The sequence below is a fragment of the Pseudomonas gregormendelii genome, from assembly GCF_017114825.1.
GTDB classification, from domain to species: Bacteria; Pseudomonadota; Gammaproteobacteria; order Pseudomonadales; family Pseudomonadaceae; genus Aquipseudomonas; species Aquipseudomonas gregormendelii.
The window spans coordinates 1-22,426 of the sequence record NZ_JADEVO010000045.1 but is presented as its reverse complement, the minus strand read 5'-3'; the positions used below and the strand labels follow the sequence as shown (position 1 = coordinate 22,426).

The 22,426-nt window shown below is 60.0% G+C and carries 18 protein-coding genes and 1 pseudogene; 11 read left to right on the top strand and 8 right to left on the bottom strand.

Translation table 11 applies throughout. From position 1 onward, the window contains the following. Positions 1-38: 38 nt before the first annotated feature. Positions 39-1,319 (top strand): coiled-coil domain-containing protein, encoded by a 1,281-nt coding sequence (locus IMW75_RS23380; RefSeq protein WP_205893899.1) that lies wholly within the window; start codon positions 39-41, stop codon positions 1,317-1,319. Positions 1,320-1,435: 116 nt separating this feature from the next. Here the strand turns inward: IMW75_RS23380 and IMW75_RS23375 are convergent, their stop codons facing one another. Further along, positions 1,436-2,761, bottom strand: a complete 1,326-nt coding sequence (locus IMW75_RS23375) for a sigma-54 dependent transcriptional regulator (RefSeq protein ID WP_045061123.1) — start codon at positions 2,759-2,761, stop codon at positions 1,436-1,438. A 344-nt stretch (positions 2,762-3,105) separates the two neighbouring features. Here IMW75_RS23375 and IMW75_RS23365 point away from each other — a divergent pair, with 344 nt between their 5' ends. Continuing rightward, positions 3,106-4,578, top strand: a complete 1,473-nt coding sequence (locus IMW75_RS23365; RefSeq protein WP_237142323.1) for an NHL repeat-containing protein — start codon at positions 3,106-3,108, stop codon at positions 4,576-4,578. 83 nt (positions 4,579-4,661) lie between these two features. Beyond that, positions 4,662-6,164, top strand: coding sequence for a sodium/proton antiporter NhaB (nhaB, locus tag IMW75_RS23360; protein WP_205893898.1), 1,503 nt, complete (start codon positions 4,662-4,664; stop codon positions 6,162-6,164). Between the two features lie 116 nt (positions 6,165-6,280). Here the strand turns inward: nhaB and IMW75_RS23355 are convergent, their stop codons facing one another. The 3 genes from IMW75_RS23355 to gnd are packed head-to-tail and all read right to left on the bottom strand — an operon-like array spanning position 6,281 to position 9,617. Next, the gene (locus tag IMW75_RS23355; protein WP_205893897.1) at positions 6,281-7,120 is read right to left on the bottom strand and encodes an HAD family hydrolase; all 840 of its coding nucleotides are present in this window, start codon (positions 7,118-7,120) and stop codon (positions 6,281-6,283) included. Beyond that, positions 7,117-8,640, bottom strand: a complete 1,524-nt coding sequence (gene zwf / locus IMW75_RS23350) for a glucose-6-phosphate dehydrogenase (protein ID WP_045061118.1) — start codon at positions 8,638-8,640, stop codon at positions 7,117-7,119. Before zwf ends, IMW75_RS23355 begins: the two co-directional genes overlap by 4 nt. Beyond that, positions 8,637-9,617 (bottom strand): phosphogluconate dehydrogenase (NAD(+)-dependent, decarboxylating), encoded by a 981-nt coding sequence (gene gnd, locus IMW75_RS23345; protein ID WP_045061117.1) that lies wholly within the window; start codon positions 9,615-9,617, stop codon positions 8,637-8,639. The genes zwf and gnd overlap by 4 nt, the downstream gene beginning before the upstream one ends. Before the next feature lie 271 nt (positions 9,618-9,888). Between gnd and IMW75_RS23340 the strand changes: the two genes are divergently transcribed. The 4 genes from IMW75_RS23340 to IMW75_RS23325 all read left to right on the top strand — a co-directional run bounded on the left by IMW75_RS23340 (position 9,889) and on the right by IMW75_RS23325 (position 14,687). After that, a complete protein-coding gene (locus tag IMW75_RS23340; RefSeq protein WP_205893896.1) occupies positions 9,889-10,062 on the top strand; it encodes a DUF6026 family protein in 174 nt (57 codons plus the stop codon). 236 nt (positions 10,063-10,298) lie between these two features. After that, positions 10,299-12,032, top strand: coding sequence for a phosphoethanolamine transferase CptA (locus IMW75_RS23335; RefSeq protein WP_045061115.1), 1,734 nt, complete (start codon positions 10,299-10,301; stop codon positions 12,030-12,032). 117 nt (positions 12,033-12,149) lie between these two features. Then, complete coding sequence (locus IMW75_RS23330; RefSeq protein WP_045061114.1) at positions 12,150-14,387, top strand: TonB-dependent siderophore receptor; 2,238 nt, start codon at positions 12,150-12,152, stop codon at positions 14,385-14,387. A 99-nt stretch (positions 14,388-14,486) separates the two neighbouring features. Next, entirely contained in the window at positions 14,487-14,687 is a 201-nt protein-coding gene (locus tag IMW75_RS23325; RefSeq protein WP_045061113.1) for a hypothetical protein, read from the top strand. Positions 14,688-14,742: 55 nt separating this feature from the next. On the opposite strand, the gene IMW75_RS23320 is transcribed toward IMW75_RS23325, so the two are convergent. The 3 genes from IMW75_RS23320 to zapE all read right to left on the bottom strand — a co-directional run bounded on the left by IMW75_RS23320 (position 14,743) and on the right by zapE (position 17,066). Next, entirely contained in the window at positions 14,743-15,234 is a 492-nt protein-coding gene (locus IMW75_RS23320) for a GNAT family N-acetyltransferase (protein WP_045061112.1), read from the bottom strand. A gap of 113 nt (positions 15,235-15,347) precedes the next feature. Further along, on the bottom strand, positions 15,348-15,929 hold the full coding sequence (locus tag IMW75_RS23315) for a DinB family protein (RefSeq protein WP_205893895.1): 582 nt from the start codon (positions 15,927-15,929) through the stop codon (positions 15,348-15,350). An 18-nt stretch (positions 15,930-15,947) separates the two neighbouring features. Continuing rightward, the gene (gene zapE, locus IMW75_RS23310) at positions 15,948-17,066 is read right to left on the bottom strand and encodes a cell division protein ZapE (protein ID WP_205893894.1); all 1,119 of its coding nucleotides are present in this window, start codon (positions 17,064-17,066) and stop codon (positions 15,948-15,950) included. A 145-nt stretch (positions 17,067-17,211) separates the two neighbouring features. Here zapE and IMW75_RS23305 point away from each other — a divergent pair, with 145 nt between their 5' ends. Further along, positions 17,212-18,264 (top strand): aldo/keto reductase, encoded by a 1,053-nt coding sequence (locus tag IMW75_RS23305; protein ID WP_205893893.1) that lies wholly within the window; start codon positions 17,212-17,214, stop codon positions 18,262-18,264. Positions 18,265-18,354: 90 nt separating this feature from the next. Here IMW75_RS23305 and speB read toward each other — a convergent pair whose 3' ends face one another. Further along, positions 18,355-19,314: an agmatinase gene (speB, locus tag IMW75_RS23300; protein ID WP_045061108.1), complete on the bottom strand. Its 960-nt coding sequence runs from the start codon at positions 19,312-19,314 to the stop codon at positions 18,355-18,357. Positions 19,315-19,422: 108 nt separating this feature from the next. Between speB and IMW75_RS23295 the strand changes: the two genes are divergently transcribed. From IMW75_RS23295 to IMW75_RS23285, 3 genes and pseudogenes are all read left to right on the top strand, one after another. After that, positions 19,423-20,325, top strand: a complete 903-nt coding sequence (locus tag IMW75_RS23295; protein WP_205893892.1) for a LysR family transcriptional regulator — start codon at positions 19,423-19,425, stop codon at positions 20,323-20,325. 117 nt (positions 20,326-20,442) lie between these two features. After that, positions 20,443-21,915, top strand: a complete 1,473-nt coding sequence (locus IMW75_RS23290) for a nucleobase:cation symporter-2 family protein (protein WP_205893891.1) — start codon at positions 20,443-20,445, stop codon at positions 21,913-21,915. Between the two features lie 57 nt (positions 21,916-21,972). After that, positions 21,973-22,323, top strand: a pseudogene (locus IMW75_RS23285) (LEA/WHy family protein); the annotation flags it as partial. Positions 22,324-22,426 lie beyond the last annotated feature (103 nt).

Genomic DNA, 22,426 nt, shown 5'->3' with positions numbered 1-22,426 from the left:
CAGTCTCATCAGAAGTAGTCAGAAGGGACGGCTAACCCATGCACCGATCGTTAACGCTCAGAGCAATCGTCTGTTTGAGTAGTCTGGCTCCGGTCACTCTGCTGTATGCAGCGACAGACCCCCAGGTTGAAGCACTAAAACAAGAACTCATGGAGTTGAAGCAGCGTTACCAAGCTCAACAGAACGCGTTGATGGTACTCGAACAACGGGTTCGCCAAGTCGAAGAAACCCCGGCGGCGGCGCCGCCCAGACGCCTGACCAAATCCCCGGCCGACCCGACCAGGAATGGTCAGGCCGTGGCTGCAGGCGCTCCGGGAACCGCCGGCAGTTCCTATGGCCAGTCCCTCAAGGAAGACTCGGAACCAGCGCCCAGCGTTTCCAACCTGTATGACGAAGCCAGTGGCTTCTTCGGTGGCGGAAAGTTCAGCGTCGAAACCGGCCTGACCTACACCCACTACGACACTCGCGCATTGACGCTCAATGGCTTCCTGGCGCTGGACTCGATCTTTCTCGGCAACATCAACCTGGACCGTATCAAGGCGGATAACTGGACACTGGACTTGACCGCTCGCTACAACCTGGCGCAACGCTGGCAGTTCGATATTAACGTTCCCGTGGTTTATCGAGAGTCGACTTACTCCTCCGGCGGCGCTGGTGGTGCAGGCCCGGTGACGTCGGATGCAACCGTCACCCGCGACCCGACCATTGGCGATGTAAACGTTGGCGTGGCTTACAAATTCCTGGACGAGTCGGTCAACCTCCCCGACGCGGTTGTCACGCTGCGGGTCAAGGCACCCACCGGCAAGGACCCCTACGGCATCAAACTGGTCAGCGACCCCACCAACGATAACCTCTCGGTACCCGAGGACCTGCCAACCGGTAACGGTGTGTGGGCGATCACCCCGGGTATCTCGCTGGTCAAGACGTTTGACCCGGCCGTACTGTTCGGCAGCCTGGCGTACACCTACAACATGCAGGACTCTTTCAGCGACATCAGTCCTCAGGTTGGCTCCAAGGTCAGCGGCGATGTGAAGCTGGGGGACTCCTGGCAGGTGGGCGCGGGTATTGCGTTCGCCTTGAACGAGAAGATGAGTATGTCGTTCTCGTTCACCGACCAGTTCGCTCGCAAAAGCAAGATCAAGCCCGATGGCGGTGATTGGCAGTCCATTAGCAACAGTGATTACAACGCGGCCAACTTCAACATCGGCATGACCCTGGCGGCCACCGACAAGCTGACGATCGTGCCCAACCTGGCTATTGGCCTGACTGACGATTCGCCGGACTTTTCATTCAGCCTGAAATTCCCTTACTACTTCTGAGGTACATAAGACAAAAGATCGCAGTCTCGTTGCATTCGACAGTTCCTACAGAGATTTTCAATTCAATGTAGGAGCTGCCGAGTGCAACGAGGCTGCGATCTTTTGCATTCCTGGATCTAACGAATCTGATGCTTGTGCAACAACCGATAAAATGTCGGCCTCGAGATACCCAGCACCTTCGCTGCAATGCTCAGATTGTCACTGTGACGGTTGAGCACATCGCACAACGCCTGGCGCTCAGCCCGGGTTTTGTAATCCTCCAGCGTGCCCATTGGCGCAACCACGGTATGGTGGCTGATCAGCCCCAAGTCGCGGGCTTCGATCTGCCGACCTTCGGCTAGCACCAGGCCGCGACGAACCCGGTTGGCCAATTCGCGCACATTGCCCGGCCAATCATGCTTGCCCATCGCGATCAGCGCGTCATCGCTGAAGCTGCGTGGCCTGCGGCCGGTTTCATGGCTGTAGAAGTGGGAGAAATGATTGGCCAGCATGGACAAGTCGCCATGCCGTTCACGCAATGGCGCGGTGACGACTTGCAGCACGTTGAGGCGGTAGTACAAATCCTCACGGAAGCGTTTCTTCTCGATCGCCGCTTCCAGGTCGACGTGGGTCGCCGCCAGAACTCGCACATCTACCGGTATCGGCTGGCTGCCGCCAACATGTTCGATATGTTTTTCCTGCAGGAAGCGCAGCAGATTGGCTTGCAGCTCCAGCGGCAGGTCACCAATCTCATCGAGGAACAGTGTGCCGCCGTTCGCCGCTTCGATCCGGCCGACTTTGCGTTGGTGGGCGCCGGTGAAGGCACCCTTCTCGTGGCCAAACAGCTCGGACTGGATCAAGTGTTCGGGAATCGCGCCGCAGTTGATGGCCACGAAGGGTTTGTTGTGCCGCTGGGATTGCCGGTGCAGGGTGCGGGCCACCAGCTCTTTGCCCGTGCCGCTTTCACCGCGGATGAGTACCGGGGACTCGGTAGGTGCCAGCTTGCTCAACAGCCGGCGAAGCTCGCGGATCGGCTTGCTGTCGCCGAGCAGCTCATGTTCTGGCTGGTCAATGTGCACGGTGCCTTTACCGCGCAAACGCGCCATTCCGAACGCGCGCCCCAGGGTTACCTGAACTCTTGAAACATCAAACGGCAGGGTGTGGAAGTCGAAAAACCATTCGCAGACAAAGTCGCCGACATTCTGCAGCCGCAGGACTTCCTGGTTAAGCACGGCGATCCATTCGGTGCCACTGCGGCTAATCAGTTCCTTGACCGCCTCGGGGCGTTCCAGATGAAAGGGTTGTAATCGCAACAGGCCGACATCACAGGTCTTGTCGGCGGCATTTTCCAGTGTGCAGCTTTCGACATCCCAGCCCACAGCTCGCAATCCTGGCAGTAAACGATGGCAATCGTCGCACGGATCAACCACTAATAGACGTCGTTGGGCAGGCGCTTCGTTCATGACTGTTCCTTGGCGCCAAATTCGATTAAATATTAGTAAAAACAGTCATTTGGCGGACCTGGCTGTAACATTAGCAAGAAATTGACAGTTGCTTGTACCGATTGACTATAAGGCGCTCGCCTAAACAGTTATAAGAGACTACTTGGTTAGTTACCTAATGAACTTCAACCTTTCATTCAGCTTTCAAAACAGCACCGAACAGCGAGTTCTTGCAAGAAAGGTGAAATTTCTTCGATTCCAGTGTGACCCGAGGCCGGGTTGAGGACATCAGTACAAGTACCAGCCGCACGGGAAGCCCGACCGTCGGCCGATCACTTGATTGGGCATATAGAGAGAGAACCCCAATGAACGCCCCGCTCCGTATCAACGAAGCTCTTTTGATTGCAGACCGCGCATTCCAGCCTTTCCAGTGTGTGGCCTGGTCTCTACAAGATGGCAACGGTGAACTCAGCCTGACAGTGATCGACCGCACCAAATGCAGCATTGGTCGCAAACAGATTCCAAGCAGTGCCTATACCGATCCGGCACAACTTGAGCGTGTGCTTAAACAGGCCCGCGAAGAACTCAGCCGTGACGGTCGCCTCGACCTCTCATTTGCCGCCCGCGGAACCACCCAGGTGTATTTCGCCGGCAGCCTCTGCAGCATGACCCATGACGTCGCCATTGATGCCTGCGGGCGCATCCTCGTCGCGGCCAAAGTCGGAATGGCCGAGGGCAGTCGCTTTGGCCTGGCACGCCTCCTGGCCGATGGGTCTGCGGACCTGTCTTTCGGTGATCAAGGCAGCGTCATCGGCCAGTTCGAGAATGGTTTCGAGGCCATGGCCGGCAAACTCGCGGTGCTGCCCAACGGCAACATCCTGCTGGCCGGGCTGCACTATCTCAACGGCCATCGCACGCTCCCGGCCCTGGCGTTGTTTGACCACTGTGGCCAACCCGTCCAGGGCTTCGGCGAGAATGGCCGCTGCGTGGTGCGCTTGCCCGGCAATCTTTCCGTCGGTGTGCGTGATGCCTGGCTTCCACCGGGCGTTCCGGGTGCCGAAGCCTGCGATCTACGGGTGCAGGAGGACGGCAGGATCCTGCTATTGGCCAATCATCATTTCGAACTGGCCGATCATGTCGGCCTGCTCATCTGCCTGAACCGTGACGGCTCACTGGACAGCTCGTTCAATGGCCGCGGATTTGTGATGGTCCGGCACTTGCTGATGAACACCTGGCTCAGCAGTCTCTCGCTGCAAGCAGATGGTCGAATCCTGGTGGGTGGGTCGATCAACTTTCCCGCCGAAGGATTGCTCGCCCGTTACCACGCCAACGGGCAACTGGACACCAGCTTCGCAGTCGACGGTTTCATGAGTTTCGATGGTGCCGGCCGCAGCACTCACGTCAGCCATATCGTCCAGCAGTACAACGAGGACCTGCTGTGCGTAGGCAGCAGCCGGGACCCCATGCATTGCCTGTCCCTGCGGTTGCACAACAACGGGCGTCCCGACAGTCATTGCCATGGCGGTCAGCCGCGACTGCTGGAGATCGGCCGCAGTGGCTGTCAATGGACAGCGGCCCTGGCCTTGCCCGACGGCTGCACCCTGGCCGCTGGTGCGACGCTTGGAGGCTGTGAGGCTGACTTCATACTGGCCCGGTATCTGCCGGATGGGCAACTGGATCACCAGTTCGGTGATGGCCTCGGCTGGGTCCGCACCCGGCTGAGTCGCAGCCTGGACACAGCGACTTCACTGACTGCACAAACAGATGGCGCGATTGTCGTTGGGGGTTATTCGCTCGACGGCAATTACCGGGCGATTGTGGCGCGCTACCTGGGGTGAATGGCGCGCGGGGACTTTTCCTGCACTTGATATTCCGCTGGTCTTACGGCAAGTTGCGCGCTTCTTAAAACAAGGAGCAGCCGATGTCCGGTTCAATGGCCCAGGCGTTCGCGCACAATTTTCTCGGGCACTCTCCCCGCTGGTACAAGGCGAGCATCGTCGGCTTTCTGATTCTCAACGCTGTGGTGTTGTGGACGGTCGGCCCTGTGGTGGCGGGCTGGTTGCTGGTCCTGGAGTTCATTTTTACCCTGGCCATGGCGCTTAAATGCTATCCGCTGATGCCGGGGGGGCTGCTGCTGATTGAAGCGCTGCTGCTGAAGATGACCACACCCCAGGCGTTGTATGACGAACTGGTGCACAACTTTCCGGTAATCCTGCTGCTGATGTTCATGGTGGCAGGTATCTACTTCATGAAAGACTTGCTGCTGTTCCTGTTCTCCCGGCTGCTGCTCGGCGTGCGGTCCAAGGCATTGCTGGCGCTGCTGTTCTGCTTTTTATCGGCGTTTCTGTCGGCCTTTCTAGACGCCCTGACCGTGACCGCCGTGATCATCAGCGCAGCGGTGGGCTTTTATTCGGTGTACCACCGTGTGGCCTCGGGCCATGACCCGCGCCTGGACAGCGCTTTCTCCGACGACCGTCATCTGCCGCAACTGCATCACGATGACCTCGAGCAATTTCGCGCCTTCTTGCGCAGCCTGTTGATGCACGGTGCCGTCGGCACAGCACTGGGCGGTGTTTGCACCTTGGTGGGCGAGCCGCAAAACTTGCTGATTGGCCACGAGATGGGTTGGCACTTCGCCGAGTTCTTCCTCAAAGTGGCCCCGGTTTCCTTGCCGGTGCTGGTGGCGGGCCTGGTGACCTGCGTGTTGCTGGAAAAGCTGCGCTGGTTCGGCTACGGCACGCTGTTGCCGGACAACGTGCGCGCCGTACTGGCGAACTATGCCGCAGAAGATAACGCCGAGCGCACTTCTCGCCAGCGTGCTGCACTGGTCGTCCAGGGCCTGGCGGCGCTGATCCTGATCGGCTGCCTGGCCTTCCATGTGGCCGAGGTGGGGTTGATCGGGTTGATGGTGATTGTGCTGATCACGGCATTCACCGGCATTACCGACGAACATCGCATTGGTAATGCCTTCAAGGACGCCATGCCCTTCACCGCGCTGCTGGTGGTGTTCTTTGCAGTGGTTGCGGTGATCCACGATCAGCAGTTGTTCACGCCGTTGATTCAGTGGGTGCTGGCCCTCCCCGCAGAGCAGCAACCGGGCATGTTGTTCATTGCCAACGGCCTGTTGTCGGCCATCAGCGACAACGTGTTTGTCGCAACCATTTACATCACCGAGGTCAAGCAGGCGTTTGTGTCCGGCCATATGAGCCGTGAGCACTTCGAGGCCCTGGCGATTGCGATCAACACCGGCACCAACCTGCCGAGCGTGGCGACGCCTAATGGCCAGGCGGCATTCCTGTTTCTGCTGACCTCGGCAATCGCGCCGCTGATTCGCCTGTCGTATGGGCGGATGGTGTGGATGGCATTGCCGTACACCGTTGTGATGGGCGTGCTCGGGTGGTATGCGGTCAGCTATTGGTTGTAACCACAGAAACCTGTGCGGCCACGCCACCCCTGCGAGAGTAAGGCTTACTCGAGATGAGGCCGTGAATCTGGCATCAATGGCGCCTGACAGGGCGTCATCGCGAGCAAGCTTTGCTCCTACAGTGCGGCGCGGTGTGGGTGGTTGAGGATGTACTGCTCAATCGCCTGCGCAGCGCCGTCTTCGGTGTTGGCACCAGTGACGACGTCCGCCTGGCGCTTCACCGCCTCTTCCGCCTGCCCCATCGCGATCGACAAACCGGCCTGGTGAAACATCGCCGGGTCGTTGCCGCCATCGCCCAGCGCCGCCGTGTGCTCCAGGGGCACGCCAAGAAACTCGGCCAGTGTCGCCAGTGCCGCGCCCTTGTTGGCCTGCATGGCCGTGACGTCCAGGTAAACCGGTTGCGAGCGCGAGACCTGCGCCTGCTCTTGCACCTTGGGCAATAACAGCGCTTCGAGCTCAATCAACAGATCGGCGTTGTTGCTGGTCGCGACGATCTTGTCGATGCGTTCCAGATAGGGTTCGAAGCTGTCGACCACGACGGGCGGGTAACCCAGCCCATGCTGCTCCCTGGGCACCATCGGCCCGTCGGGATCCTTGAGCAGCCAGTCACCACCGCTGAACACCCAGACTTCAACGTCGCTGCGATCGGCAAACAACGCCAATGCCGTCAACGCTGCGGTGGCTGGCAAATAATGGGCAACCAGGATACTCCCGTCAGGATTAACCAGGGTGCCACCGTTGAATGCCGCCGTTGGCAGGTCAACGCCCAGGGCTTCGATCTGCTGCAACATGGCTTTTGGCGGACGCCCGGTGGCCAGGCTGAACAGCACCCCCGCCTCACGCAGTGAGCGAACGGCCTCGATGGTGCGCCGGCTGAGACTGTGGTCGGGCAGCAACAAGGTACCGTCCATGTCGCTGAGCAAAAAGCGGATCGGCGCTCGGGTCAATTCACTCATCCGAGGCTGTGCCAGACGCGACCGTCGCGAGTCAGCAGATCTGCGCCCGCCTGCGGGCCGTCTTCACCGGCGGCATAGCCCTCAACGCTGGCATCTTGCTGCCAGGCGTCGAGGAAGGGTTGCACGGCGCGCCAGCCGTTCTCGATGTTGTCCGCGCGCTGGAACAGCGTCTGGTCGCCGGTCAGGCAGTCGTAGATCAAGGTCTCATAGCCGGTGGACGGCTGCATTTCAAAGTAGTCCTTGTAGGCAAAACCCAGCTCGATATTGGCCATCTTCAGCGCCGGGCCAGGACGTTTGGCCAGCAAGTCAAACCACATGCCTTCGTTGGGCTGGATCTGGATGCGCAGATACGTTGGCTGCAGTTCATCCACTTCGGTATCGCGAAATTGCGCATAGGGCGCCGGCTTGAAGCAGATGACGATTTCCGTGTCGCGCACGCTCATGCGCTTGCCGGTGCGCAAATAGAACGGCACCCCGACCCAGCGCCAGTTGTCGATCATCACCTTGAGCGCGACGTAGGTTTCGGTGGTGCTGTCGGGCGCAACGTTGCCTTCCTGGCGATAACCAGGCAATGCCTTGCCGTCGACTTCGCCGCTGGTGTACTGGCCTCGCACTGAGTTGGCGCGGGCCTCTTCCACCGACCAGGGGCGGATCGCGCCGACGACCTTGGCCTTCTCGCCGCGTACCGCGTCGGCACCAAAAGCGGCAGGCGGCTCCATGGCGACCATCGCCAGTAACTGGAACAGGTGGTTGGGCACCATGTCGCGCAACGCGCCGGTGTGCTCGTAAAAGCTGCCCCGGGTTTCCACGCCGACGGTCTCGGCGGCAGTGATCTGCACATGGTCGATGTAGTGGTTGTTCCAGAACGCTTCGAACAGGCTGTTGGAAAACCGGCTGATCAGAATGTTCTGTACGGTTTCCTTGCCCAGGTAGTGATCGATCCGGTAGATCTGATTTTCCGACATCACCTTGAGCAGGCACGCGTTCAAGGCCTCTGCGGTTTGCAGGTCGGAGCCAAAAGGCTTTTCGATCACGACGCGGCGAAACGCTTCGGGGGTTTCTTCGAGCAGCTTCGCCGCGCCCAGTCGACGCACCACTTCGCTGAAGAAACGTGGCGCGGTGGCCAGGTAGAACACCGCATTGCCGGTGCCGCTGGCGGCGATTTTCGCCGCCAGGGCTGAATAGGTGCTGTCGTCCAGGAAGTCGCCCTGGACGTAGCTGATGCCTTTGGCGAGTGTGGCCCACAACGCCGGGTCAAGGGCGTCATCGCCCTTGCCGACTTTGCTCATCGCTTGCGCCCGAATGAAATCCTCGAGCTTCTGCGCAAAGGCTTCGTCACTGATGGCGTTGTGGTCAACGCCGATGATCCGCAATCCATCCCCCAGCAATCCATCGCGACTCAGGTTGTACAGCGCCGGCATCAGCAGCCGCTTGACCAGGTCACCATGTGCACCGAACAGGAACAGCGTGGTGGGTGGTGCTGGTTCAGCCTTGGATTTATTGCGGATCAGGCCAGTCATTTTTTCGAAGTCTCCACATGGCCGCCGAAGCCGAACCGCTGGGCCGAGAGAATCTTGTCGCCAAAGGTGCCCTGCCCGCGTGAACGGTAGCGAGAGAACAGCGAGTTCGACAGCACGGGAACCGGTACCGACTGTTCCATGGCCGCCTCGATGGTCCAGCGACCTTCACCGCTGTCAGCTACGGAACCCGAGTAACCGTCGAGTTTCGGATCGCTGGCCAAGGCGTCTGCGGTCAGGTCGAGCAACCAGGACGAGACCACGCTGCCACGACGCCAGACTTCGGCGATGTCGGCGACGTTGAGGTCAAAACGCTGGTCTTCAGGCAGGTTTTCGCTGGCCTTGGTCTTGAGAATATCGAAGCCTTCGGCGAAGGCCTGCATCATTCCGTACTCGATGCCGTTGTGGATCATCTTCACGAAATGACCCGAGCCTGCAGGGCCGGCGTGGATGTAACCGCGCTCGGCACGGTCGTCATCGGACTTGCGGTCCTTGGTGCGCGGGATGTCACCGATGCCAGGGGCCAGGCTTTCGAACAGCGGATCCAGGCGTTTGACCACCTCGGCTTCGCCGCCGATCATCATGCAATAACCCCGCTCAAGGCCCCAGACGCCACCGGAGGTGCCCACATCGATGTAGTGCAGACCTTTTTCCGACAAGCTCTTGGCCCGGCGAATGTCGTCCTTATAGAAGGTGTTGCCGCCGTCGATGATGGTGTCACCGGCTTCGAGCAAGGTGCTCAGGGTGTCGATGGTGTCTTCGGTCGGCGCGCCGGCCGGCAGCATGACCCAGACGGCACGTGGCTTGGCCAGGCCAGCCACTAGGGCCGGCAGGTCGATGACGCCCTTGGCGCCTTCTGCGGCCAGGGTGTCGACAAAAGCGGTATTGCGGTCGTAGACAACGGTGGAATGCCCGTTGAGCATCAGGCGCCGCGCAATATTACCGCCCATGCGGCCCAGTCCAATAATCCCGAGTTGCATGTGCTGATGCTCCTTACTGCAAATAATGTGTGTCAAAGGTTATAGCCCAACGCGACCTGTTCAGCTTAGTCAGACAGGTCGCCATGAAGTTTCCGTGCATTGTGCCCGATCCAGACTGATAACGTCGGGAATCGTCGCGAAGACACACCGACCACGAAAAATAAAAAAGTTCCCTTCGCAGGCAAAAGAAATCAAAATTGCAGCCGATAGTTAATCAGCGCCCGACGTCGGGGGCAGGTTCACAGTTGAAACACCATTTGCGAGGTGAGCAATGGGCACAGTACAAGCAGCACGACCAGCACAAACTCTCTACGTCACGATCCGTCGTGATGAACTGGGCCGGCTCAGAGAAGAGAACGACCTGCTGAAGCAGCAGCTTGCGCAATTGCGCCAGCTCAACCAAGGCCACCAGCCACAGGCCCTGCCAGTAACCCACCGCGCCTGACCGCCCTGCAGGAGCGAGCTCGCTCGCGAAAAACGAGAGGCCGCCGCGGGCCATCAGGCACCCAGCGTCATCGTTCACGCCCATGGCGAGCAAGCTCGCTCCTGCAACTCACAAACTTTTCACACCCGTTCATTCATACTCCTGCGCCATTGTGGCCGCTCGGTAGGCGTGCCGCGCCCGTTCGTCCACCAGTGTCCACTGGCGGCGGTCGACGATTATCTAGGCTGGAGCGCTGAATGGCTTTGTTCAAACGCAGCAACACGACTGCGAAAGGGTTCGACTGGGCCGGGCTTGCCTGGCTGTTTGTGTTCTTCTGGTACTTTTCCGGCATCACCCAACTGCTGATCCAGCTGACCGGCACCTCGGGTTTCACCGGCTTCCGCCAAGCCTTCATCATGAGCGCGGTCTGGCTCGCGCCCATGCTGCTCTTTCCCCGACAGACCCGTGTGCTCGCCGCCTGTATCGGTGTGGTGCTGTGGGCCTGCTCGATGGCCAGCCTGGGCTACTTCTTCATCTATCAGCAGGAGTTTTCCCAGAGCGTCATCTTCATCATGTTCGAATCGAACATCTCTGAAGCTGGCGAGTACATGACCCAGTATTTCGCCTGGTGGATGGTCGCGGCCTTTCTTGCCCACACGCTGTTTGCCTACTTCCTGTGGACCCGCTTGCGTCCGGTGTACCTGCCTCGCGGGCGGGCCTTCCTGGCAGCAACGGCCATCCTGGTGGCAGTGATCGGTTATCCGCTGGTCAAGCAGACCCTGCGTACCGGCAGCCTGGCCGAAGGCTTCGAGAAATTCGAAACCCGCATCGAACCTGCCGTGCCATGGCAGATGGCCGTGGCTTACCACCGCTACCTTGACACCCTCGCCGGCATGCAGGACATGCTGCACAGCGCGAGCAAGATCGCTCCGCTGAAAAACCTTACCGACTCCGCAGCCAATCAGCCTGCGACCCTGGTACTGGTGATCGGCGAATCGACCAACCGCCAGCGCATGAGCCTGTATGGCTACCCGCGCAATACCACCCCTGAGCTGGACAAGCTCAAGGACCAGTTATCGGTCTTTGACAACGTCATCACCCCGCGCCCCTACACCATTGAAGCGCTGCAGCAGGTGCTGACATTCGCCGACGAAGATAACCCGGCGTTGTATCTGTCGACTCCGTCGCTGGTCAGCATGATGAAACAGGCCGGCTACAAGACCTTCTGGATCACCAACCAGCAGACCATGACCAAGCGCAACACCATGTTGACGACCTTCTCCGAGCAAGCCGACGAGCAGGTGTACCTCAACAACAACCGTAACCAGAACGCCGCCCAGTACGACGGCGATGTCATCGCGCCGTTCAACAAGGCCCTGGCCGACGCGGCACCGCGCAAGCTGATCGTGGTGCACCTGCTGGGCACGCACATGAGTTACCAGTACCGTTACCCCTCGACCTTCGACAAGTTCAAGGATCGCCAGGGTGTACCGGCCGGCGTACGTGACGATCAATTGCCGACCTACAACAGCTACGACAATGCGGTCCTGTATAACGACTTCGTGGTCTCGAGCCTGATCAAGGATTACGCGAAAACGGACCCCAATGGCTTCCTGATGTACCTGTCCGACCATGGAGAAGACGTCTTCGACTCGCCGGGCCATAGCACCTTGGGCCGCAACGAAAACAAGCCAACCGCGCCGATGTACACCATTCCTTTCATGGCCTGGGCCTCGCCGAAATGGCGTGAATCCCATGACTGGAACTTCGCTGGCGATCTGAGCCGCCCCTACAGCAGCTCGCACCTGATCCACACCTGGGCGGACATGGCGGGGCTGAATTTCGATGAGCTCGATCGCAGCAAGAGCCTGGTCAGCGACAGCTTCAAGCCGCGCCCATTGCTGATCGGCAATCCCTACGAAAAACAGCAGCGGCCGTTGATCGACTTCAGCCTGATGAAACCCAAACCCGTGGAAGTCGTGCAGCATTAAGGCTGCCAGGCACCCCACAGCAAACACTATAATTATTGTTTACCACTAAATATTCGCCGCCCTCCTTCGTCTTTGAGCAAACGGAATTTTTCCCTCAACGACAAGGAGTCGGCTGCGATGTTCGCGCCTATTACCCGTTCCATGACTTTAACCCTCGGCCTGTGCAGCGTTGCACTGAGCCCGGACCTGCTCGCCGACAGCGAAATTGAAAAGGCTCCGGTCGCCGGCGCCCTCGAGCTGACCGCCACCAGTATCACCGCACAGGGCTTGGGCAATAACACCGAAAACACCCAGTCCTACACCACCGGCGCCATGAGCAGCGCCACGCGCCTGAACCTGTCGATCAAGGAAACCCCACAGTCGGTTTCAGTGGTCACGCGCCAGCAAATGGACGACTTCAAACTCACTTCGCTGTCCGAAGCCATGCGCCAGACCACCGGCATTGTGGTGCAACACAACGACTCCGACAGGGTCAACTATTCCTCGCGCGGCTACTCGATCAACAACTTCCAGGTTGACGGGATGCTCAACACCTTCAGTTACATGAAGTCCGACTCCGACACCATCATCTACGACCGCATCGAAGTCGTGCGCGGCGCCACCGGCCTGACGACGGGCGCCGGGGATCCGTCCGCGACCATCAACATGGTGCGCAAACGCCCGACTGCGCAATGGGAGGCCAAGACCGGTGTCAGCGCCGGCAGCTACGACAATTACTACACCTACCTGGACGTTGGCGGGCCATTGGCCTTCGATGGGCGCCTGCGCGGCCGCAGCGTGCTGGCATACCGTGACAGCGACTCGTTCCGCGACAAATACCAGCAGCAACGGGAAGTCGGCTACGGCGTGCTCGAAGCCGATCTGACCGATGCCACCACCCTGGCGGTGGGTTACGACTACCAGAACAAACACGTACAGGGCACTTCGTGGGGCACCGTACCTTACTGGAATGCCGACGGCAGCAAGGCCAACCTTGGCCGTTCGACCAACATGGCCACGTCCTGGAGTTCCTGGCCGATCAAGGACCAGACCGCCTTCGCCAACCTGGACCATCAATTGGGTGCAGGCTGGCACCTCAAGGCCGCCTACACCCACCGCGAGAGTGACACCGACGGCAAGATCTACTACGCCGGAGGCGGCTTCCCCGAGCCCGATCGCAGCGGCATGGTGGCCAACGTCAGTCACATGATCGGCACCCAGAAGATGAAAGCCTACGACTTCAACGTGTCCGGTCCCTACTCGCTGCTGGGACGCGAACATGAACTGATGATTGGTTATGGCCAAGCGCAGCGCAGCGATAGAAACCCTTACACCGACGGTCCGATGGCTGATGACTACGCGATCGTGCCGGACTGGAAGTACATGGGCGATATCGGCAAATTCTCCGACACGGTGACCAGCCTCACCGGGTCCACCAGCAGCACCGAGCAGAAAGCCGGTTACCTGGCCACACGCCTGAGCCTGACCGATGAGTTACACGCCGTACTTGGCAGCCGCTATGGCAGCTGGAAATCGTCGAGCACCACCAATAGTTACGACGCCAATCAGGTGTTGAGCGCAGTGGACGATACCAGCCAGAAACACAACGACATGTGGACGCCTTACGCCGGGTTGCTCTACGACATCACACCCGAGTACACCGCCTACGTCAGCTACACCGACATCTTCAAGCCGCAAACCAATCGCGACGCCAACCGCAAGTACCTCGAACCGGTGGTGGGCAGCAACTATGAATTGGGACTCAAGGGCAGCCTGCTTCAGGAGCGCCTCAACCTGGCTACGGCGCTGTTCTGGAGTGATCAGGACAACGTCGCCGAGCTCGACGATTCGGTGCCACCGGATCCGGTCACCGGAGAGGAGTTCTACAAGGCCAATGGCAAGGGCACCAAGGTCCGGGGTTTCGAAGCCGAACTGTCCGGCGAGGTGATGGCCGACTGGAACATGACCGCCGGTTACACCTATACCCACTCGGTCAACGGCGAAAAGAACCGCACCAACACCACCGCGCCCCTGAACATGTTCCGCCTGTCCACGGCCTATCGGCTTCCAGGCAACTGGCATGCGCTGACGGTGGGCGGCGCGCTTAACTGGCAAAGCGAGATCTACCGCGCCGCGAGTCGCCCGGTGGGGCGCAACGCTGCAGGCAATATCATCACCCAGCGCACCAACATCAGCCAGGACGCCTACACCCTGGTCAACCTGATGTCGCGCTACGAGTTCGACCAGCACCTGTCGGCGTCGCTCAACGTCAACAACCTGCTCGACAAGAAGTACTACGAGAATGTCGGCTTCTATAACGGCAACTACTGGGGCGACCCGCGTACCGTGACCCTGAGCCTCGATTGGAAGATTTAAAAGCTGTTAATTCTCAATTAACGGAATCGGCGGATAATGCCCTTTCAACATTGCTTCATGGAAGAAAGGGCACCCGAAACCTGTAGTGGGAGGCACACCATGAAATCTACAACCCTGATCCTCGCCAGTTTGATGATGCTGGGCACGACAGCCGCCTGGGCGGAAGGCGGCGCTGAACGCATGCGCTATTACTACGAGACCTTGCGATTGAGTCAGCAGGCGAATCAGCAACAGCCAGCGCCGCAAGTGCGGGTTCCGGACGATCAGACCGCACAAATGACGGAGCACTACAAACCATAACGAGCTCAAGGCTGTGGCGAGGGAGCCTGCTCCCCCGCCTCGCCTGGTTCAGGTCTTACAGCGCCTTGGTCCAGAACAGCATGCGACCGTGGGCCGGATCGAACATCCCGGCGGCAAATCCGAATTTTCCATAGGACGCCTGGGCAATGGCGTTACCCTCCAGAACCTCCAGGGTGATCTTGCAGCAGCCACGCTGGCGGGCGATGTCCTCGACCTTTTGCAGCATCTTCTGACTCAACCCCAAACCGCGAAATTTCTTCACGACGGCGACGTCGTGCACATTGACCAGCGGCTTGCAGGCAAACGTCGAAAAACCCTCAAAGCAATTGACCAGACCGGCCGGCTCGCCGTTGACGAAAGCCAGGACGCTGAAGGCGTGTGGCCGCTTCGCCAGTTCGCCCGCAAGGTTTTCCAATACATCGACCGGCAGCGAATGTCCGCCTCCCATCGGGTCTTCTGCATAGTGGTTCAATACCAGGCTGATGGCCTCGGCATGCAGGGCATTGGTGTAGCTGGCCTGAAGTACCAGAATTTCTGCGGATTCCATTTCCATCCTCGATCACACGTGAAGTAACTGCCGCTGAATCTATCAAGCGCGATCACAAATCAACAGCAATGCAGCCCATTTTGCGCCCAAAGCATTGAATACCAGCCTGCCGATCAATGCCCCCAGATCAATCCCTCGGTCCATCCCAGCTCGGCAAAATCCTCAGCCCGTAAGCCCGCCTCCCCCACGCAAAAAAACTCGTCCAGCTGCGGCGGCTGCACCGAGGTTGAGCTGAGCATTGCATGGACCTGCCCGCGATGGTGAATCTGATGTTCGAACAAGTGCGAGAGCATGCGCAATCGGCAGTCATGCTGCGGCGTGTCACGGGCAATGGTCACGATCTTGCCCAGATCGCCATCGCGCATCTGCTCGCAATAAGCGATCAGCCGCCGGTCCACCAGCGCCTGCTCGCGCTGCAGATCGGCAGCCGTGGTACAGGGCTCATCCAGGCTGAAGAACACCTGGCAATCGGGATGCGGATCGTCACCGCGCAACTCGCGCTCCAGCGCGTCCACGTAGAACCAGTCGCAGGTCAGGATGTGATTCAAGGTGGCTGTGAGACTGGGGAAGAAGCTGACCCGTGGTGCCGCCAATTCCACAGGGGCCAAACGCCCCCATGCTTTGGCGAGCCGATGATTGGCCCAGGCGTTCTGATAAGCCATGGTCAGCAGATGATGCGACAGCGTGTGAGACATGGGTTCGCCTCCCGGTTGTCAGACCTCGGCAAAACGTTGCAGCTGCATTTCCTGCAAGCGACTGAGGGTGCGGCGGAACGGAAATTCCAGATATCCCTCAGTGTAAAGCTCGGCCATGGATACCTGGGCCTCAAGGTAGAGCGGCACCTTGCGATCGTAACATTCGTCGACCAGCGCGATGAATCGACGCACGCCGTCATCATGCACCGACAACTGAGGTAACTCGCGATCACCAGCGGCCACTCGCTCGACCCCGTCTTCAGTGCCCCGGGCAATGCGTCCGGTACGCTTTTGCGCGCTGAGGTTCGGCACTTCACTCAACAGGATAGCCTTGAAAGTGTCGCACAGGACCATGAAGTCCATCGCGGCGAAGGGTTGCTCGCACAGGTCGGCGTAACGGCACCAGAGCACGCTTTTGCTGGCCTGTACCACCGGCAGCGAGCGGTGACCGACCGCGATCGGCTCGCTGGAGACCGACTGGCCGAGGGTCAATGTCCGGAACACCTCGTGCAAGGCACTGGGCTGCCCGGGCTCTGCAACCCAGTAGCGCTGCAACCCGGCGCCCGGATGCAGGCGATGGTCTTCAGCGCCGTCCACTACAATGACCTGCATGTGCTGTTTGATCGCCTCGATGGCGGGCACGAACCGGTCGCGGTTGAAACCGTCGGCATACAGTTGGTCAGGGGGCAGATTGGAAGTGCACACCACAACCACGCCCTGCTCGAACATCACCTGGAACAACCGCCCGAGGATGATCGCATCGCCAATGTCATTGACGAACAGCTCATCGAAGCACAGCACCCGAACTTCTTCGGCGAGTTCCCGGGCCAGGCTTTTAAGCGGGTCTGCGGTACCGGTCAGCTGAAATGACCGCTGGTGCACCCAGCCCATGAAATGATGGAAATGCTGGCGCCGGGCAGGGACTCGCAGGCTTTGATAGAACTGATCCATCAGCCAGGTCTTGCCTCGCCCAACGGGGCCCCACAGATAGACACCGGTCACGCCCGGACGCCCCTCGTGCAGGGCCTCGTAGCATTTCTGCAGGGCCCACACGGCATGTTCCTGGGCTTCGTCCTGGACGAAACCTTTCTGTTCGATGGCCTGCTGCCAGGCGCTTAACGGCGAGTCGATGGTCATGCGCGGCAGTATGCCATGAGCGCTTGGGCGCTAGCCGTCAGCCAGTGGAAAAATACCTTGACGGTTAATATTACGTACGTAATATTAACCGAATATCGCACAACATTCATGTCTAGCCGCACTGCTCGCTCCAGGAGTCACCGCCATGCACTACAAAGTATTCGGCCGTAAAACCGGCTTGCGCGTTTCGGAGCTGGCCCTGGGGGCCGGCAATTTTGGCACGGGCTGGGGTCACGGCGCGGAGCGCGAGGAGGCCATGCGCATTTTCGACGGCTACCTGGAAGCCGGCGGCAACTTCATCGATACCGCCAATGGCTATCAGGCCGGGCAGTCTGAGAGCATGCTCAGCGAGTTCATCGCGCCGGAGCGGGATCGGCTTGTCATCGCCAGCAAATACACCTTGGGTACCACTCCGGCAGACGGCATTTCACACACGGGTAACAATCGCAAGAATATGGTCCGGGCTGTCGAGGAGAGCCTGACCCGCCTCAAAACCGATCGTCTTGACCTGTTCTGGGCGCACATGAGCGACGGCGTCACGCCAATGGAGGAGATTCTGCGAGGTTTTGACGACCTGGTGCGTGCCGGCAAGATTCACTACGCGGGGCTGTCGAATTTCCCGGCGTGGCGCATTGCCCGGGCCGATCTGCTGGCCGAGGTTCGCGGGTTTGCGCCGATTGTCGCACTCCAGGTCGAATACAGCCTGGCCGAACGCAGCGCCGAACGTGAGCAGCTGCCAATGGCCGAGGCTCTGGGCCTCGCCGCGACCTTGTGGTCGCCCCTGGGTGGCGGGTTCCTCACGGGCAAGTACCGCAATAGCGACGGGGATAACCGCGCAGCCAAGTTGGGCATGCTGATCCACGCGGAAAAAGGCGCCCGCGAGACCGCCCTGCTCGATACGCTGCTCGCCGTAGCCGGGGAACTGGCTGCCAGCCCGACCCATGTGGCGATCGCATGGCTGCGGGAAAAAGCCCGGCAGTCGACGACCACGTTGATTCCGATCCTGGGTTCGCGTACCCGTGAACAGCTGGACTCGACCCTGGGGGCGCTGGCGGTGGAATTGGATGCCGGGCAAATGGCGCGGCTGGATGAAGTGAGCGACGTGCCCAAGGGCGTGCCGCATGAAACCCTGGCGGGCTCCTTTTCGCGCTTCAGCGGCGACCGGATCCTGGACCTGCCGAAGATTCCGGTCGCCTGACCGAACCACTGTTTGACCGGCTTGCTCGCGAAGCGCTGGTGAACGCACTATCGCCATCGCGGGCAAGCCTTGCTCCTGCAGGGTATTGCTTCAACGGTCGACCTTGTGTCTGGCCGCATACAGGCAAAGCATTTCCATCGCCAAAGTCGCTGCTGCCAGGGAAGTGATCTCGGCGCTGTCGTAGGCCGGAGCAACTTCCACCACGTCCATGCCCACCAGATTGATGCCGCGCAAACCACCCAGGATTTCCAGCGCCTGTACCGTGCTCAAGCCTCCACATACGGGGGTTCCGGTGCCGGGGGCGAATGCCGGATCCAGGCAGTCGATATCGAACGTCAGGTACACCGGATTATCCCCCACCCGGGCGCGGATGGCCTCGACGATCGACTCGCAGCCGCGTCGATGCACCTGGCGTGCATCGAGTATCGCAAAGCCCATGGCATCGTCATTGGTCGTGCGCAAGCCGATCTGCACCGAGCGCGACGGTTCCACCAGGCCCTCGCGTGCGGCGTGCCAGAACATCGTGCCATGGTCGACCCGCTTGCCCGCCTCGTCCGGCCAGGTATCGCTGTGGGCGTCGAAATGGATGAGCGACAGCGGGCCATGTTTACGCGCATGGGCCTTGAGCAGTGGATAGGTGACGAAATGATCGCCACCAAAGGTCAGCATCGCGCTGCCGGCCGCAAGGATATGTTCCGCGTGGGCCTCGATGCTGTGGGGTATCGAGTGCGGCGCGCCATAGTCGAATGTGCAATCACCGAAATCGACCACCGCCAGGTGGTCGAACGGATCGAACGTCCACGGCCAGTGGCGCTCCCAGGCGATCCCGGCCGACGCTGCACGAATGCCCCGTGGACCGAAACGCGCACCGGGACGGTTGCTGGTTGCGGTATCGAACGGCACGCCGCTGACTGCCACGTCGACTCCGCGCAGGTCGCGGCTATAGCGACGACGCATGAAACTGGTGATGCCGGCGTAGGTGCTTTCCGCAGCAGTACCGTAGAGGCTGTCGCGGGTCATGGCTTGATCGTTCAGCATTGGGGCGTCCATCGCATATTCCTTGGTTTGACATCTACGGAGTGACGCCACAATGCGCGGTCGGATACATTGGCAAAATACCAACTTTGTTATCCTGGCATTATCACGGAGTAATGTTTGATGCTTGGCCAACTTCACGACCTGGACCTGCAGCTTCTGCGTTTGTTTGTACGCGTGGTCGAGTGCGGTGGTTTCAGTGCCGCCCAAGGCGAACTTGGCTTGAGCCAGTCGAGCATCAGTCAGCAGATGGCCAAGCTTGAAACCCGGCTCGGCTACCGGTTATGCAGTCGTGGCAAAGGCGGATTTAACGTCACGCCCAAGGGCGCGGAACTGCTCGGCGCAATCCGCACCCTGTTCGAGTCCATCGAAACCTTCCGCCATCAATCCAATGGCGTGGCCGGGCGCTTGATAGGTGAAGTGCGAGTCGGGTTGTCCGAAGCGCTCGATCAATCGGTGCTGCAACGGGTGGCCGAGGCGATACGGCGCTTTCGCCAGCGCGACGAGTCGGTGCGCATCGAACTGATCAGCGCGATGCCCGGCGAAATGGAAAGGCTGCTGTTGCAACAACGCCTGGATCTAGCCATCGGCTATTTCTCCCTGGCGCAGCACGCGTTTGACTACCGTGAACTGTTCAGGGAGAGCCAGCAGCTGTACTGCGCCCCGGGCCACCCACTCTTCAGCACCGACGCGCCGCTCGACCAAACGCTGCAGGCCAGTGATCGCGTAGACCACCCCTACCGCTTCCTGCGCCGCGACGACCCCTTTCAAGGGACCCCTTGTTCGGCGCGGTCGGAGCAAGTGGAAGGCACGCTCGCGTTCATTCTGTCGGGCCGGCATATCGGTTATCTACCCTGCCACTACGCCCGAAGCTGGGAGGAAAAAGGCTTGTTACGCGCGGTACAGCATGATGGAACCCGTTTCGAAGTGGCATTCCAGCTCGCCCGCCATCGCGCCCAGTCGCCAGGGGATGCGCAAAAGGCGTTCGAAGAGGATCTGCTGGCAGCTTTCAAGCCCGGCACTTGAGGTTCCTGGCAGCGCCGCAGCAGGATTTCTGTAACCCTTGGTTACTGTTTTCCCAGCTTTCTGGCATCCTGCGCCTCCATTTTCTGACCCGGCCCGCCTTTTGGCACGCATATCACCATGACCGCCTCCGAAAAAGCCTCTGCTGCGCGCAACAACGATCTGATCTACGGCCTCAACGATCGCCCTCATCTCACCGCCACCGTCTTCGCCGCCTTGCAGCACGTTCTGGCGAGTTTTGTCGGCATCATCACCCCCACCCTGATCATGGGCAGCGCCTTGGGCCTGCAAAGCGAAGTGCCCTACCTGATCAGCATGGCGCTGTTCGTTTCCGGGCTCGGCACGTTCGTCCAGGCGCGACGCTTCGGGCCGATCGGTTCCGGGTTGTTGTGCCTGCAAGGCACCAGTTTCTCGTTCATCAGCGTGATTCTCAGCGCCGGTTTCATGGTCAAGGCCCGTGGCGGCGGCACCGATGAGATCCTTTCGACGATCTTCGGCGTGTGCTTTTTTGCCGCCTTCATTGAAGTGGTTTTGAGCCAGTTCATCGGCAAACTGCGGATGCTGATCACCCCGGTGGTCACCGGCACCATCATCACGCTCATGGGGCTGTCGCTGATCAAGGTCGCGATGACCGATATCGCTGGCGGCTTCGGCGCCACCGACCTGGGCGGTGCCCATCACCTGGCGCTCGCCGCTCTGGTGCTGGGCACCATCATCGTGCTGAACCGGGTCGACGTGCCATTCCTGCGCCTGGGGGCCATCGTCATCGGCCTGACCCTTGGCTATTTCGTGGCCTGGATGATGGGTGACGTCAGTTTCTCGAACATGCCCGACGTGCCCCTGATGAGCGTGCCGGTGCCGTTCAAATATGGTTTCAATTTCGACTGGGTCGCGTTCGTCCCGGTGGCGGTGATCTTCCTTGTGTCGCCGCTGGAAGCGGCCGGTGACCTCACGGCCAACTCGATGATTTCCCGGCAACCGGTCAAAGGCCCGGTGTACATGCGGCGAATCAAGTCCGGCCTGCTTGCCGATGGCCTCAACTCGGCCATGGCCGCGGTGTTCAACAGCATGCCCATGGTGACCTTCGCCCAGAACAACGGGGTGATTCAGCTCACTGGCGTGGCCAGCCGCTATGTCGCGTTTTTCATTGCCGGCCTCCTGGTAGTGCTCGGATTGTTCCCGATGATCGGCGCGGTGTTGCAGTTAATGCCCAAGCCAGTGCTCGGCGGCGCTGAGTTGGTGATGTTCGGAACCGTGGCGGTGGCCGGTATCAAGATCCTCGCCGAGGCTGGCCTGCACCGGCGCAATATGTTGATCGTGGCGATTTCCCTGGGCATGGGCCTGGGCGTCGCGGCCGTCCCCGAAGTGTTGCGCGAGTTGCCCATGGCGCTGCACAACATCTTCGAATCGCCGATCACTGTCGGCGCGTTGTGCGCTATCGTGCTGAACATCTTCCTGCCGGAAGAATTCATCGAGCTGGAAGAAGACGATTTCGACCCGGAAGCCTCGATCCTCCAGGTCATGGAAAACCCCGATGTTGCGGCCAAGGGTGAACCGGTAACCGTTGCGGCGGTCGCACAGTTGAACCGCTGACACGGCTTGAGGGCTGCGTCGGCAGCGGTTCAGCCCTTTACTTGAAGAGAGCCTGTCATGCGCAGTATCCACGCCGTTATCCTGTCCTTGCTGATGCTCTCCCTGAGCGCCTGCGCGCTCTTTCCCAATCGCGACCCGGTCAACATCAACGTGGTCGGCATCGAGCCCCTGCAGGGCCAGGACATGGAGGTACGGTTTGCGCTGAAGATCCGTGTGCAGAACCCCAATGAGACCCCCATTGATTACAACGGCGTGGCCCTGGACCTCGAGGTCAACGGCCAGCCGCTCGCCTCGGGAGTCAGCGATCAGTCGGGCTCGATCCCGCGCTTTTCGGAAACCGTGCTGACGGTTCCGGTCAGCGTTTCGGCGTTCTCGGTGTTACGCCGTATCCGCTCCGTGAACCCCACATTCCAAGCGGATAGCTGACGGCTGATGCTGTGCTCCCGATTTTCTTCAGGAGCCCATCACCATGATGCGTCCCAATGCCAGCGTTGAAAAAGTGTACCTCTAC

Bases quoted from the DNA above. Each gene is read 5' to 3' on its own strand.
- IMW75_RS23335 (WP_045061115.1), top strand. From the start codon at position 10,299: ATGGCTTTGTTCAAACGCAGCAACACGACTGCGAAAGGGTTCGACTGG.
- IMW75_RS23330 (WP_045061114.1), top strand. From the start codon at position 12,150: ATGTTCGCGCCTATTACCCGTTCCATGACTTTAACCCTCGGCCTGTGC.
- IMW75_RS23295 (WP_205893892.1), top strand. From the start codon at position 19,423: ATGCTTGGCCAACTTCACGACCTGGACCTGCAGCTTCTGCGTTTGTTT.
- IMW75_RS23315 (WP_205893895.1), bottom strand. From the start codon at position 15,929: ATGTCTCACACGCTGTCGCATCATCTGCTGACCATGGCTTATCAGAAC.
- IMW75_RS23380 (WP_205893899.1), top strand. From the start codon at position 39: ATGCACCGATCGTTAACGCTCAGAGCAATCGTCTGTTTGAGTAGTCTG.
- zapE (WP_205893894.1), bottom strand. From the start codon at position 17,066: ATGACCATCGACTCGCCGTTAAGCGCCTGGCAGCAGGCCATCGAACAG.
- nhaB (WP_205893898.1), top strand. From the start codon at position 4,662: ATGTCCGGTTCAATGGCCCAGGCGTTCGCGCACAATTTTCTCGGGCAC.
- zwf (WP_045061118.1), bottom strand. From the start codon at position 8,640: ATGACTGGCCTGATCCGCAATAAATCCAAGGCTGAACCAGCACCACCC.
- IMW75_RS23340 (WP_205893896.1), top strand. From the start codon at position 9,889: ATGGGCACAGTACAAGCAGCACGACCAGCACAAACTCTCTACGTCACG.
- IMW75_RS23365 (WP_237142323.1), top strand. From the start codon at position 3,106: ATGAACGCCCCGCTCCGTATCAACGAAGCTCTTTTGATTGCAGACCGC.
- gnd (WP_045061117.1), bottom strand. From the start codon at position 9,617: ATGCAACTCGGGATTATTGGACTGGGCCGCATGGGCGGTAATATTGCG.
- speB (WP_045061108.1), bottom strand. From the start codon at position 19,314: ATGGACGCCCCAATGCTGAACGATCAAGCCATGACCCGCGACAGCCTC.
- IMW75_RS23320 (WP_045061112.1), bottom strand. From the start codon at position 15,234: ATGGAATCCGCAGAAATTCTGGTACTTCAGGCCAGCTACACCAATGCC.
- IMW75_RS23290 (WP_205893891.1), top strand. From the start codon at position 20,443: ATGACCGCCTCCGAAAAAGCCTCTGCTGCGCGCAACAACGATCTGATC.
- IMW75_RS23375 (WP_045061123.1), bottom strand. From the start codon at position 2,761: ATGAACGAAGCGCCTGCCCAACGACGTCTATTAGTGGTTGATCCGTGC.
- IMW75_RS23355 (WP_205893897.1), bottom strand. From the start codon at position 7,120: ATGAGTGAATTGACCCGAGCGCCGATCCGCTTTTTGCTCAGCGACATG.
- IMW75_RS23325 (WP_045061113.1), top strand. From the start codon at position 14,487: ATGAAATCTACAACCCTGATCCTCGCCAGTTTGATGATGCTGGGCACG.
- IMW75_RS23305 (WP_205893893.1), top strand. From the start codon at position 17,212: ATGCACTACAAAGTATTCGGCCGTAAAACCGGCTTGCGCGTTTCGGAG.